Origin of the sequence: Actinorhabdospora filicis, from assembly GCF_030269765.1 — a bacterium.
Taxonomy (GTDB): Bacteria; Actinomycetota; Actinomycetes; order Mycobacteriales; family Micromonosporaceae; genus Actinorhabdospora; species Actinorhabdospora filicis.
Window position 1 is genome coordinate 2,120,257 of record NZ_BSTX01000001.1, and the last position, 13,160, is coordinate 2,133,416.

11 protein-coding genes are annotated in these 13,160 nt (G+C 70.7%); 4 read left to right on the forward strand and 7 right to left on the reverse strand.

All coding sequences use genetic code 11. The features are described 5' to 3' along the window. Positions 1-999 precede the first annotated feature (999 nt). The 3 genes from QSK10_RS09930 to eccCa form a co-directional block, all read right to left on the reverse strand. A complete protein-coding gene (locus tag QSK10_RS09930; protein ID WP_285662337.1) occupies positions 1,000-1,281 on the reverse strand; it encodes a WXG100 family type VII secretion target in 282 nt (93 codons plus the stop codon). A gap of 26 nt (positions 1,282-1,307) precedes the next feature. Continuing rightward, the gene (locus QSK10_RS09935) at positions 1,308-1,628 is read right to left on the reverse strand and encodes a WXG100 family type VII secretion target (RefSeq protein ID WP_285662338.1); all 321 of its coding nucleotides are present in this window, start codon (positions 1,626-1,628) and stop codon (positions 1,308-1,310) included. 128 nt (positions 1,629-1,756) lie between these two features. Then, entirely contained in the window at positions 1,757-5,725 is a 3,969-nt protein-coding gene (gene eccCa / locus QSK10_RS09940) for a type VII secretion protein EccCa (protein WP_285662339.1), read from the reverse strand. A gap of 176 nt (positions 5,726-5,901) precedes the next feature. On the opposite strand from eccCa, the gene eccD reads away from it, so the two are divergent. After that, positions 5,902-7,296: a type VII secretion integral membrane protein EccD gene (gene eccD / locus QSK10_RS09945; RefSeq protein WP_285662340.1), complete on the forward strand. Its 1,395-nt coding sequence runs from the start codon at positions 5,902-5,904 to the stop codon at positions 7,294-7,296. A 51-nt stretch (positions 7,297-7,347) separates the two neighbouring features. On the opposite strand, the gene QSK10_RS09950 is transcribed toward eccD, so the two are convergent. The 3 genes from QSK10_RS09950 to QSK10_RS09960 all read right to left on the reverse strand — a co-directional run bounded on the left by QSK10_RS09950 (position 7,348) and on the right by QSK10_RS09960 (position 9,117). Further along, positions 7,348-7,530 carry a hypothetical protein gene (locus QSK10_RS09950; protein WP_285662341.1) on the reverse strand — a complete coding sequence of 61 codons (183 nt, stop codon included), beginning with the start codon at positions 7,528-7,530 and terminating at the stop codon, positions 7,348-7,350. A 118-nt stretch (positions 7,531-7,648) separates the two neighbouring features. Then, complete coding sequence (locus QSK10_RS09955; protein ID WP_285662342.1) at positions 7,649-7,894, reverse strand: hypothetical protein; 246 nt, start codon at positions 7,892-7,894, stop codon at positions 7,649-7,651. Then, positions 7,894-9,117, reverse strand: a complete 1,224-nt coding sequence (locus QSK10_RS09960; protein ID WP_285662343.1) for a type VII secretion protein EccE — start codon at positions 9,115-9,117, stop codon at positions 7,894-7,896. Before QSK10_RS09960 ends, QSK10_RS09955 begins: the two co-directional genes overlap by 1 nt. Positions 9,118-9,216: 99 nt before the next feature. Here QSK10_RS09960 and eccB point away from each other — a divergent pair, with 99 nt between their 5' ends. The 3 genes from eccB (at position 9,217) to QSK10_RS09975 (ending at position 12,114) form a co-directional block, all read left to right on the forward strand. Then, entirely contained in the window at positions 9,217-10,563 is a 1,347-nt protein-coding gene (eccB, locus tag QSK10_RS09965; RefSeq protein WP_285662344.1) for a type VII secretion protein EccB, read from the forward strand. 111 nt (positions 10,564-10,674) lie between these two features. Continuing rightward, on the forward strand, positions 10,675-11,043 hold the full coding sequence (locus QSK10_RS09970; protein ID WP_285662345.1) for a hypothetical protein: 369 nt from the start codon (positions 10,675-10,677) through the stop codon (positions 11,041-11,043). 3 nt (positions 11,044-11,046) lie between these two features. Continuing rightward, on the forward strand, positions 11,047-12,114 hold the full coding sequence (locus QSK10_RS09975; RefSeq protein WP_285662346.1) for a WXG100 family type VII secretion target: 1,068 nt from the start codon (positions 11,047-11,049) through the stop codon (positions 12,112-12,114). Positions 12,115-12,165: 51 nt separating this feature from the next. Here the strand turns inward: QSK10_RS09975 and QSK10_RS09980 are convergent, their stop codons facing one another. Beyond that, positions 12,166-13,077: a LysR family transcriptional regulator gene (locus QSK10_RS09980; protein WP_285662347.1), complete on the reverse strand. Its 912-nt coding sequence runs from the start codon at positions 13,075-13,077 to the stop codon at positions 12,166-12,168. Between the last annotated feature and the right edge of the window lie 83 nt (positions 13,078-13,160).

Sequence of the window (13,160 nt, forward strand, 5' to 3'; positions counted from 1 at the left end):
GTGACGGGCGGCGGGCGGCGGGCGGCGGGCGGGATGGAGTGTGGGTGGTGAGGCGCGGCCGGGCAAGGCGGGGCGAGAACCGCACGGCGGGGGCAGGGCGGGGCGGGCTGAGGCGGGCGAGCGGTTAGGGCGGGCGATGTGGGTGGGGCGGGCAGAGATGGGCAAGCGGGTGGGCAGCGTGGGTGAGCGGGCGGGGTGGTGAGCGGGGTGAGCCAAGCGGGTTGGTGAGCGGGGTGGGCCAAGTGGGTTGGCGGGCGGAGCGTGTGGGTTGGGTGGGTGTCGGCCCGTGCAGCTGAGGGTGCCCCACGGAAGCTGGCGCGATAGCGCAGATGCCGGCTTCGGGTGGTGGGGTCCTTCGTCGGTCGGCCGTAAAGGAATTGGTAACGAGGGTTCTGGGGGTGTCAAGACACGCTCTTCCGTCTTGACACCCCCAGGTTCGTCGTTATGGTGCCGGGGCCGACCGACGAAGGGCACCACCGCACGCAAAGACCAACCCAAAACAAGCCCGACCATGCCCTAAGCCCGTGGACAACGGCCCGCAACCCAAGGCGAAGCCCCCTTCCGAGAGAGGCCCAGGTCCAGGACAGCGTCCTGGTCGGGGCAAGGGCTGAAAGCCCAGGCCAGACGGCGATGGGACCCCACCGCCAACGCAGGCGATCGGATGAGGGCGATCCGTGAGGGGGGACAGGGAGTGCAGCGGCCCGAGCCCGGGGTGAGGGTGACGGGAGAGGTGCGCCAACGGGGGGTGTGGTAGCGAGGCTCGCGACGGCTGGGGCTGGGGCTGGGGCTGGGGCTGGGGCTGGGGCTGGGGCTGGGGCTGGGGCTGGGGCTGGGGCTGGGGCTGGGGCTGGGGCTACCCCCCAAACCCCCCAAAAAAGCCCCCACCCAATCATGCCAGGGCACTGGGCGGGGGCAAGACCACCGGTGGGCGGCAGTCCACACGAACCGGCCAACCCAGCCGGCAAACCAGCTGGGCAACCAGCCGGCAAACCAGCCGACCTAAGCGAACATCCGCGCGTTAGCGCCTTCCGTCCCCGAGTAGTTCGACTTCGCCAGCTGCACCGTCTGTCCGATCCGGTTCAGCAGCTCGTTGAGCCCGGTCACCGTCCGGGTCCATTCGGCCCGCTGGATCTCGTAGTTCTGCTGGTCGTTACCCGACCAGTTCATCGCGTCGAGCTTGCCGCGCAGCTCGTCCAGGATGGCCTGCAGTTCCTGCGAGGACGTCTTGATCCGCAGTCCGAACGAGTCGAGCTCGCCGGGCGAGACTTTGATGATCTCCATCTGCTCCCTTTCTGGGGTGGTAGGGCTCAGCCGCCGTGGAGGACGGACAGGAGGGAGTTGGCATTGTGCTTCTGCTCGTCCTCGTTGGCCTGGTGGTTGGCCGAGGACTTGTCCACGAGGTTGGCGATGGTGTCGAGGACGGACTGGAGCTTGTTGGCCTTGCCGTCGAACTCGCCCATCAGGACGGTGAAGGCGCCGGAAGCGGGGCCGGCCCAGAACGCCTGGGACGCGGAGACGTCACCGCGAATTTTCGCCAGCTGACCTTTGACGCGCTCGATCGCGTCCCGCATGTCCGCGGAGCCTTTGGCCAGTGACGCGTGATCGACGAGGATATTCACCTCAGCCATGTGTCGACCTTTCCTGGAATCACGTGCGCACTTCGTGAGCCATCGGGTACGGATGGTCATCCGGGTGCGCTACTCGGTCGTAGGGACACTATCGAAGTCGAGTCGACAATGGAAGGTCCAAAGTGGACTTACTCACCGTGCCTGGGAGGAGACCACGCGAGCTGGATCAATTCGTTACCGGAGCGGCGAACCAGCGTCCCACGGCCGGGTGGGCGCGGGACCGGCCGGATGTCGCCGAGGAGCAGGCCCTCCTCCTTGCTGCCCGACATCAGCAGTCCGGGCGACTGGAGTTCGCGAAGTCGCTGGATCACCGGTTCGTACATGGCCCTGGACGCGCCGCCCATGCGGCGGGTCAGGATCAGGTGCAGGCCCACGTCACGGGCCTGCGCGAGGAGGTCCTGCAGTTCCATGATCGGATTCTGCGATCCACCGGCGACGATGTCGTAGTCGTCGACGAACACATAGAGATCGGGGCCGCTCCACCAGGAGCGGGCGCGCAGTTGCTCGGGGGTGACATCGCTGCCGGGGAGGCGGATACGGATGGCCTCATTGGCGTTCCGCATCAAATTCACCGCCTCCTCGGTGTTGGCCGCGTATCCGGCGAGGTGCTCTTTACTGATCTCACCGAGGAGTGTCCGGCGGTAGTCCACGACGAGAAACCTGGCCTGCGCGGGGGTGAATCGCAGTGACAATTGACCGGCCAGCATCCGCAGCAGATTCGTCTTTCCGCTTTCGCCGTCGCCGAAGGCCAAGAAGTGCGGCTCTGCCTGCAGGTCCAGCCCGATCGGGGCGAGCTGGCTCTCGCTGAGTCCGATGGGGACGACCGTCGAGGTGACCGGCGGGACGACCTCGGCGAGGTCCACGCGGGCGGGCAGCAGCCGCACGGCGGGCGCGGGCAGCCCGTGCCAGGCCTTGGCGGTGCGGGTGACCAGATCGCGGACGCCGTCGGCCAGGTCGAAGCTCCCGCCGCGTCCGTCCACTCTGGGCAGGGCCACGAGCATCTGCATCCCGTCGGGTGACAGTCCCCGTCCGGGGGCGCGATCGGGGACGTTGCGGGCGGCCTTGCGGTCGATCTCCGACTCCGTCGGGTCGCCCAGGCGCAGTTCGAGGCGGGTGCCGAGCAGGTCGCGCAGGGCGGCGCGCATGTCGGTCCAGCGGTTGGTGGCCAACATGAGGTGGACGCCGAAGGCCAGGCCGCGCTGGGCGATGACCAGGATCTCGTCTTCCAGGTCCTCGAAGTCGGAGCGGATGGTGGGCCAGCCGTCGATGACGAGGAAGGCGTCGCCGAAGGGGTCGTGGGCGAAGTCGCCGCGGGCCTTGCGTTCGCGGTAGGAGGACATCGAGTCGATGCCGTGTTCGGCGAAGACGGCCTCGCGCTCGTCGAGGAGGGTGGCCATCTCGGCGATGGTGCGGCGGACCTGGTCGACCTGGCGGCGTCCGGCCACGCCGCCGACGTGCGGGAGGTCGGCCAGTGGGCGCAGGGTGCCGCCGCCGAAGTCCAGGCAGTAGAACTGCACCTGGCGGGGGGTGTGGGTGAGCGACAGCGAGGTGATCAGGGTCCGCAGCGCGGTGCTCTTGCCGGACTGGGTGCCGCCGATGACCAGGACGTTGCCGCCGGCGCCGGAGACGTCCACGGTGAGCATGTCGCGGCGCTGCTCGTAGGGCCGGTCGACCAGCCCGACGGGCACCGAGAGCGTGCCCCCGTCCCAGCCGAGGGGATGCAGGCCGCGTTCCTCGTCGGGGTGCAGCAGCGGGTAGAGCTCCGACAGCGGCGGGGCCTCGTCGAGGGGGTCGAGCCAGACCTTGTGCGCGGGGACGCCCTTGCCCGCCAGGCGGTTGGTGATGACGGCGAGCATGGAGTTCTTGACGATGTCGTCGGGGTTCTCCGGCTCGTCGCTCGACACCGGGATCGGGCCGCTGGGCAGCAGGTCGGCGGGCGGGGCGACGTAGGCGGCGGTGAAGTCCTGCACCTGGTCCCTTGTGGACATCCCGCCGGTGGCGTCGGCGCCGGAGCCGCGGTAGGGCCCGGACACGTAGGCCGAGCGGAACCGCAGCATCGTCGCGGTGTCGATCTTCAGGAACCCGTGCCCGGGCGCCTGGGGCAGCTCGTAGGCGTCGGCCACGCCCAGAACCGTGCGGGACTCCATGGCCGAGAAGGTGCGCAGGCCGATCCGGTAGGACAGGTGGCTGTCCAGGCCGCGCAACTTGCCCTCCTCCAGCCGCTGGGACGCCAGGAGCAGGTGGACGCCGAGGGAGCGCCCGAGGCGGCCGATCATCACGAACAGCTCGGTGAACTCCGGCTTCGCCGACAGCAGCTCGGAGAACTCGTCGCAGATGATCAGCAGGCTGGGCAGCGGGGACAGGTCCGCCCCGGCCCGGCGGGCCTTCTCGTAGTCGCGCTGGGAGACGAAGTTCCCGGCCGCGCGCAGCAGCTCCTGCCGCCGGGTCATCTCACCGGCGATCGCGTCGGCCATGCGGTCGACGAGGTGGAGCTCGTCCTCCAGGTTGGTGATGACGGCCGAGGTGTGCGGCAGTCTGTCCAATGTGGCGAAGGTGGCGCCGCCCTTGAAGTCGACCAGGACGAAGTTGAGTTCCTCCGAGGAGTGCGTGATCGCCAGCGCGGAAACGATCGTGCGCAGCAGTTCCGACTTGCCCGAGCCGGTCGCGCCGATGATGAGCCCGTGGGGGCCCATGCCGCCCTGCGCGGCCTCCTTGAGGTCCAGGAAGATCTTGGCGCCGTCGGGATCCAGGCCCAGCGGGATGTTCAGCCGGTCGGCGGTGGGCCGGTTGGGCCGCCAGATCGCCAGCGGATCCAGGTGCCCGACGTCGCCGACGCCGAGCAGGTCGGGCAGCTCGGCCGAGACGGCGAGGGGCTCGCTGGCACTGGTGACCAGGGACGGGCGGTAGCGCGCCAGGCGGCGGGCGACGGCGGTGGCCTGCGCCGGGCTGAGCGCGTCCGGCACGCCGAGCAGGCTCGTGCGGCCTTTGAGTCCCATGTGGACGGCGTCGGGCTCGACGTCCAGCCGCAGCAGCCAGTCGCCGGGGTGGCGCGGGACTAGCCCGGACAGGTCCAGCACGGTCACGCCCGCCAGGCCGGTCCCGGCCAGGTCGCAGTCGGCGTCGACGTCTCCGCCGTCGGAGACCACGATCACCTGTGGACGGTCGGTGAAGGCGCCCTGGTCACCGGCGGCGCGGGAGCGGTTGGCCAGCTCGTCGGCCAGCATCTCCTCCAGCTCGGTCATCGACTCCACGATGAGCCGGCGCTGCCCGAGGGCGTCGATCTCGCGGTCGTGGCGGGCGTGCGGCAGCCACTTCACCCACTCCCACTCGGGAAGCGTGCCGCGACCGGCGACCACGGCGATCTTCAGGTCCGCCGGGGAGTGGAAGGCGGCGGCCTGGCAGAGCATGGCGCGGATCAGGCCGCGCGCGATGTCGTCCTCGCCGCGGAAGACCACCCGCCGGAAGGCGCGCAACTGGATCGCCATCGGCATGTTCGGCAGGTTGCCGTGGGCGCGGACGAAGCGCCGCAGCGCCAGCGCGCTCATCGGCTCCAGGTCCTCCACCGGCTTGGTCTCCGGCGGCGTCATGGACACCGCCAGCCGCTGCCGCCCGATCGCGACCCGGACCTCGCCGAAGTCGGGATCGCCGTAGCGGCGCTCCCACAGCCGCGAGGAGTGCACGAAGGACCACAGGACGCCGGGCGCCGGATGCCGCCACAGCACCGCCTTGCGCTGCTGGGAGGCCGCGCGCCGCACCTGGCGGCGGGTCTGCGCGAGGTAGCGCATGTAGTCGCGGCGCTGGATGGTCTGCTCCGCCTTCTGGTCCCCGCCCGAGGACAGGAAGGAACCGGCGAACATGCCCAGCATCGACACGCCGAACAGGCCGCCGATCACCATCATCATGGTGCCGCCGCCGCGCCCGGCGTACATGAACGCCATCGCGCCGACCATCGCCACCATCGGCAGCAGCATCAGGTACTGGCCCATGCTGCGCTGGGTCGGCGTCGGCAGGTCCGGCGGAGGTTCGAGCAGCAGCTCACCGCCGGGCATGGCGGGGCCCTTGCGGCGGGGTGGTCGCGTGAACACGACGGTGCCCATGGGGAAGCCTCCGGGGGATGGGGGTGAGGCGCATAGTAGTGGCTTTGGGCGGATGCGGGTAGAGACGCAAAGAGAAGGATCGGGCCGTCCAATGTGTCCCGGAGCGGAACTCCCCTTTTTGCGCTCGTACCGGTACTCTCGGCCGCGTTCCCTCCCCGGCAAGGAGCCCGCGGCCGATGACCCTCGCCAGCGAACTGTGTCTCGTCACCATCGTCGCCCCGCACACGCGCATGGACGTCGCGCTCCCCGGGCACGTGCCGCTGTCCGATCTACTGTCGGACCTGCTCCAGCACGCCGCCGACGGGCCACGAGGGGAGGACCTCGTCGAGGACGGCGCCGCGCAGGGCGGCTGGGTGCTGTCCCGGCTGGGGAAGGCGCCCCTGGACGCCGATCTCACCCCCGCCCAGCTGGGCATTGTGGACGGTGAGGAGCTCTACTTCACGCCCTTCGTACAGGCCGGTCCCGAGGCGGTCTTCGACGACGTCATCGACGCCATGGCCACCGCCACCAACGAGCGGGTCGGCCGCTGGCGGACCGAGACGTCGAAGGTCTTCGGGACGGTCTTCGCCGCGGCGGCGCTGCTCGCCGGGGCCGCCGCCCTGTTGTTCACCGGCACCTCGACCGCGCTGTGGTCGGCGCTCGGGGTGGGCGGGCTGATGCTGTGCGCGGCCCTGATCCTGGCCCGCGCGCTGGGCAACGCCGCCTCGGCCGCGATCGTCGGCCTGCTCTCGCTCCCCTATGGACTCATCGCCGGGCTGCTGCTGCTCGGCGACCTGCCCGCGCTCACCGGGATCAGCGGCCCCCGGGTGATGGCGGCCGGGGCCGTCGCCACGGTCTTCGCCGTCCTCTGCGGCATCGTGGTGATCCCCTACGCGCCGGTCTTCTTGTGCGCGGCCATGTGCGGGGCCGCGCTCACCGCGTCCGGCGCGCTTTCGGCATTGCTCGGCGCGAACCCGGCCGAGGCCGGGGCGGCGGTCGCCACGATCGCGGTGGCCTTCGTCCCCGCCCTGCCGATGCTGTCCTTCCGGATCTCGCGGCTGCCGATGCCAACGGTCCCCAAGTCGCCGCAGCAGCTGCGCCAGGACGGCGAGAAGGTGGACGGCGAGATCGCCCTGGTCCGCAGCGAACGCGCCGACCAGCACCTCACCGGAATGCTCACCGCCGTGGCGATCGTGGCCGCCGCGGCGATGCTCGCGCTGGCCCTCGGGAACACGCTGCCCGCCACGATCATGGCCGGGCTGCTCACCGCGCTGTGCCTGATGCGGGCCCGGGTGTTCCTGACCATCCGGCAGCGGCTTCCGTTCCTGCTGGCCGGAACCGCCGGGCTGGTCTCCCTCGGGATCGAGGCGTGGACGGGGCTCGGCGACAACCGGATGACCGGGCTGCTGGGCGGGACGCTGTTCCTCGCGGTGGTCGCGCTGTCCTACACCCTCGGCGTCGCGGGGAAGCGCGTCTCGCCGATCTGGGGCCGGATCGTGGACATCCTCGAACTGCTGCTGGTGGTCGCGGTGATCCCGATGGCCGCGTGGGTGTGGAACCTGTACTGGGCGATCCGCACGGTCAACGGCTGAGCGGACGCGAAGCGGCCCGGACCCCGCCAGGGCCCGGGCCGGGGACGGGTCCTAGCAGCGGCTGACGGTGTCGCAGCCGAGGTCCTGCCCGCTGCAGCGGTCGCGGCAGCACTTGACCAGCCGGATGCCCTCGCAGTGGTAGTTGCAGACGGGCTCGCACGGCCCGGCGGCGGCCGTGGCGCGCGGGATCAACCTGGCGACCAGGAGGTCACCGAGCTTTCCGATCGTCTTCATGATCACTCCCCGTGATGTGATGGTGATGTATCGGTGCGCCGGACGCTACCGATGGATGCACCGCACCACAGTCCCGTCGCGCATACGCGACCGCATATCACTCCACAGTGGAGTGTGTTCAGTCGCCGCCCACCACCGGCGGGGCGAGGTCGTCGTCCTCCTCGTCGAGGCTCCACGGGTTGGCCGCCTCGGAGCGCCAGGCCTCTTTGTGAGTGGAGTCTTCGACCGGCTCCGGCGCGGCCTCCACCCGGGCGTCCTCGTCGGCGGCGCTGCCCAGCACCGCCGGGTCCTCCGCCGTCCACTGCGGCGGCTCTAAGCCCCAGTCGGGACGCGTCCGCTCCTGGGTGCCGGTCTCCTCGCTCATCACCAGATCCCGCCGCTAGCCGCCGACGCGTAGGCCGCCGGACCGTGTCTGCCGTTGCTGCGCTTGAGTTTCACCTTGTTGTCCACGGCGAGCTTGGTCAGGCCCGCCGCCAGCGCGTCCAGCTCGTCGTGCGCGGCCGCCACCCGGACGAGGCAGCGCACCGAGAGCCGGTTCTCCACCGGCCGGTCGCTGGCCCGGCGCAGCGAGATCGACACCGCGCAGAACTGCGACTCCAGCTCGGCCACGTCCATCCACAGTCGACGCAGCTCCTCGACGCCGGGCAGCCTGCCGTACAGGGTGAACACCGCCTGCGAGAGCCCGCCGACGCGCCAGGAGCGCCAGTCCTCGCTGATCTTGGCGTCATCGCCGGTAAGGGCAGTCTCGGCGTCATCGCCGGTCATCGTCGTCTCCGCCCCCAGCGACTCCCGCAGCGCCTCGGTCAACCCGGCCGAGTCCAGCGGGCGCAGGCTGACCCCGGCCTGCTTGGCGCCCTTCATCAGCCGCCCGACGGTTCCGCCGAGGGCGCGCCGGACGCCGACGGCCCCGCCGCCGCGCTCGGCGGCGATGCGGGCGGCCCCGCGCACGTCCAGCCGGACGGTGAACCACGCGTCGCGGCGGGCGAAGAGCGGCAGGCCGTTCATGATCTGGGTGTCGGTGTCGTCGTCACCGGCGAAGCGCCACTCGACGGTGATCCCGTCATCGTCCTCTTCGGACGATGGCGGCGCGGGCGCGGCCAACAGCGGCACCGTCTGGGTCACCAGCTGCACCGACGAGACCGGCGCGCCGCTGCCGAGCAGGATCCCCGAGAGCACACCGAAGGCCAGGTGCGGGGGCTCGTCGGAGTCCACGGCCAGCCCGGCGAACCAGCCGCGCCCATCGAAGGCCACGCCGAGCACCATGCCGCGTTCGGCCACGGTGGACAGTTCGAGGCCGGTGGCCAGGCTCCCGGCCAGGGCCGGTCGCCTGCGATCGGCGCGGTTGCGGGCCTTCAGCCGCAGCCACCGCAGCAGCCGGACGTACCACAGGACGCCGCGCGTGCGCCCGAACGCGGCGACCCCGGCGACCGCGACGGCCGCCGCGAGCCAGATCCACGTCATGCCCTTGACGAACAGCAGCGAGGCCGCCACGATCTCCACGGCCACCACCTGGGCCACGGCGATGGGGCCGACGCGCGAGGGCCGTCCGGTCGACGGCACCGGAGCGACCGGATTGTTAGAAGTCATCGGCGACCGGGTCCCTAAAGGTGCGAAAGCTCTGACATCCTGGCGTGCGCCACGTTAGCGGCACGAACCACGCGAGGGAAGACCTCAAGGAGCGGTCCGATGCGAACGAAACGCGAACAGGTACAGGCGCAGCGCTTCATCGTCCGGCGCATCATCTCGGCGATGATCAGCGGCGAGCCGGAGACCCTGGACCTGCCGATGCGCCGCGCCGGGATCGCGGTGTTCGCCGGGGCGATGATCTTCGTGCTGGTCTTCGCCGGTTTCTGGGTGGTGGGCCTGCTGTTCCCCTCGGGCGCGACCTCCTGGAAGCAGGAGGGCGCGATCATCATCGAGGAGGAGACCGGCACCCGCTACGTCTACGCCGGCGGCGAGCTGCATCCGGTGCAGAACTACGCGACCGCGCTGCTGATCGTGTCCAATGGGGACCGCAAGGTCCACTCGGTGCACCAGGCCTCCCTCAAGGGCACCCCGCGCGGGCGGACCCTGGGCATCCGCGACGCCCCGGACGCCCTGCCGACCACCGACCTGTTCGTCTCGCTGCCCTGGCAAACGTGCAGCGCGCCGGACCCGGTGGACCCGACCTCGCGCGACTCCTACGTCCTCATCGGCGCTCCCCCGCCACCGGCGGCCGACCTCGGCGGGCAGGGCCTGGTGCTGTCCAACGGCGGCGAGTACTACCTCGTTCTGGGCGCGGTGAAGTACCTGATCGAGGCCAATGGCCTGCCCGCGCTGGGCACCGCGAAAGAACGCGCGGTTCGCGTCGACGACGTGCTGGTGAATGCGCTGACCACGGGCCCGGACCTGAAAGTCAAGATCCCGCAGAAAGGCGGTTCGGGCCGCAATCTGGAAGGCGCCGACTACAAGATCGGCGATGTCTTCACCAACAATGGAAAGTTCTACACGCTGGTCGAGGACGGCCTGGCGCCGATCGGGGAACTGTCGGCCGAACTGCTGGGAACAAAGAAAGTCGAGCTGGCCACCGCGACGGTGACGGCCAACATCTCGGCCGCGGTGATCGAGCCGGCCGGGTTCCCGCAGGCGCGCCCCACCGTCCGCGAGGGCCTGGACGGCGGGACGGTCGCGGTCTGCGCCGTCTACCGCGACGGCGCGCTGTCGCTGGCCGTGCACACCCCGGTACCTGCGAATCTGTCCATGCAGACGACCGTGGCGCCGATCGGGGACGACAAGACCGCCACCGCCGACCACGTGTGGCTGCCGGGCGGATACGGCGCGCTGGTGCGCGCCGAGCCGACACCGGAGGCACCCGGCGGAACGGTGTATCTGGTCACCGATCAGGGCTGGAAGTTCGGGTTGAGCCCGGAGGCGCTGACCGCGTTCGGCTATACGAAACTCACGCCCACGCCGATACCGTCCGCCCTGCTCGCATTGCTGCCCACCGGTCCCGAACTCTCTCAGGCGGCGGCGCTGAAACCGGTGGGTTCATGACGGGTTCGCGACCTGACGGCGAAGAAAGTACGTCGCGGTAACTTACTTCTTCCTATGTGGACGGACTTTCACTATCCTATGCGGACAACGCAGGATCAGTGGAGGTATCCGATGGCGCCCCCATCCGCCAGCGGCGACAACCCGTTCGACGTACACGTCGACCGGATCGTCGCGTTCCAGCCCACCTTCGAACGTCTCGACGCCAGGGTCGTCACCGCGCACAACCAGGTCTCCCCGGCTTCCGCGCAGGGCCTGGGCTCCTTCCCGCAGGCACAGACGATCATCACCGAGCACACCCGCCTGCTCGCCGAGCTCCTGGCACGCTTGGCCGAGCTCAAGGCGGCCATCGCCGCCGCCAACACCAAGACCACCATGCTGATCGAGAACTACCGGAAGGCCGAGTCGGCCAACCAGACCAGCGTGGAGGCCCTCATGGGCCCGCTCCTCAATGTCATCAGCGCCGTCACCCGGAAGGACTGACACATGTACTCATTCGAGGCGGCGTCGGCGATCTGGATGGCGGTGCAGCCGGGCGCGCCGGCCGCCAGCGCGCAGTCCAACTGGATGGCCGCGGCCTCCGAGGCACAGCAGCTCGCGGCGGAGCTGCTGCAGAACCTGGACACGCTGCGCCAGTACTGGTCGGGCGAGGCCTCCGAGGCCTTCGACAAGTCGATGCGGACGCTGGCCGGTTTCGCCACCGACCTCTCCGAGGACATGGCCAACATGGCCAAGGGTCTCTCGCAGATGTCGGCGGCGGCGGAGAAGAACCGCGCGCAGGCCATGATCGTCATCGCCACCCACCAGGACCCCCGCCTGCGGTGGCGCGGCGCGATCAAACTCAACCAGCTCATGACGCAGACGGGTTCGGAGTACCAGTCGGCGAAGAGCACCTACTGGAAGGAGCCCACCCAGGCTCCCGACAAGCTGCCGCACAAGAACAAGGACAACACCAGCGTGCGGCCCGACATCCTCCAGGACCCGGGCGAGATCTCCTCCAAGCGCGACCTCTCGTCCAAGATCCCCGACCTGCTGAAGATCCTGCCGATGCTGCAGGACGGGCTGGGCATCAACCAGCACGAGTTCTCCCCGGGCTCCGACGGCGGCCGGGACTCCATCCCCGCCGGCCCGCTCCCGGTCGGCGCCCTGCCGGCCGACGATCCGTCGTTCAAGCCGGTGCCCATCCCCGACACCAACTTCACCGAGCCCGAGCCGATCCATCACGGCACGGGCACCACGGGTCTGGCCGGCGCGGCGCCCACCATCGCGCCGACGACGGGTCTGGCCACCAACGGCGGGGCGATGTCCGCGCCGGGCGGCGGCATGGGCGCGATGGGCATGATGGGCGCGGCCGGTATGGCCCCGGCGGCCTCCAGCGCGCGTTCGGCGCCCAAGGCGGGCGGTTCGCCGACGGGCCTGTTCGGCCCGCCGATGATGGGCGGCGCGCAGAAGCGCGAGGAGGACGAGGAGTCGGGTATGCACACCTGGCTCACCGAGGACGACATGGCCTGGGACGGCGACGCCGCCCCTTCGGCGGTGACCGGCCGGGGTTAGCGGCGAGTTTTCACAGGGCCCGGACGTCATGCGTCCGGGCCCTTGCCGTGTCTAGACGGGCGCGCCGACGGTGACCTCGGCGGCCAGCGCGGCGAAGGCCCGCGCCGCCGCGCTCTCCTCGCCCGCCCGCCAGATCACCCCGTAGCGCACGGGTTCGGCGTCGTGGACGGGGACGTAGGCCACGCCGGGCCGCGCGTGGTACTCGGCGGCGTGCGCGGGCAGCAGCAGCGCGCCCTTGCCCGCGGCCACCAGCATCAGCCCCTCCTGCATGTTCGTGATGGCCGGGCCGCGCTCGACGGTCCGCCCGGAGGGGGTGCGCTCGGGCGCGGCGGCGGCCAGCCGGTAGGGCGGGACGGGCCCGACCAGCGGCAGCAGCGGGACGTCGCCCAGGCTCTCCATGCCGATCGCGCCGCCCAGAGTGAGCGGGTGCCCGGTGTGGACGGCCAGCACGCGGCCCTCCAGCATCAGCTCCGGCCCGGTGCCCAGGTCGGGTTCCAGGACGGGGAACTCGGTGAGCGCGATGTCGTACTCGCCCGAGCGCAGCTGCCCGAACGGGTCGGCCATGGGGACCTCGCACAGCTCGACGTCGAGCCCGGGGTGGGCGGCGCGCAGTTCCTCGGCGGCGCGCAGGGCGAGTTCGCCGGCGAGGGAGTTGACGAAGCCGACCATGAGGCGCCCGTGGACGCCCTTGGCGGCGGCGGTCGCGGCCGCGAGGGCGTTCTCCAGTCCCCGGTAGTGGGGTTCGAGGCCGGCGCGCAGGGTCTGGCCGAGCGGGCTGAGGGCGACGCTGCGGCTGGTGCGGTCGAAGAGGGTTCCGCCGACGCGCCGTTCGAGTTTGGCGATGAGCTGGCTCACCCTGGCGCGGGACAGCATGAGCGTCTCGGCGGTGCGGCCGAAGTGCAGGTGGTCGGCGAGCACGAGGAAGGCGCGCAGTTCGTCGTTGTCGAGTGATCGGTAAGCCACGCTGAATGGAGCGTTGCGGCGTTCGCCGTTGTTCCCGGCGGCGGGCCGCAAGATAGTTGCATGGTCAACTACTTCCTTGGAGT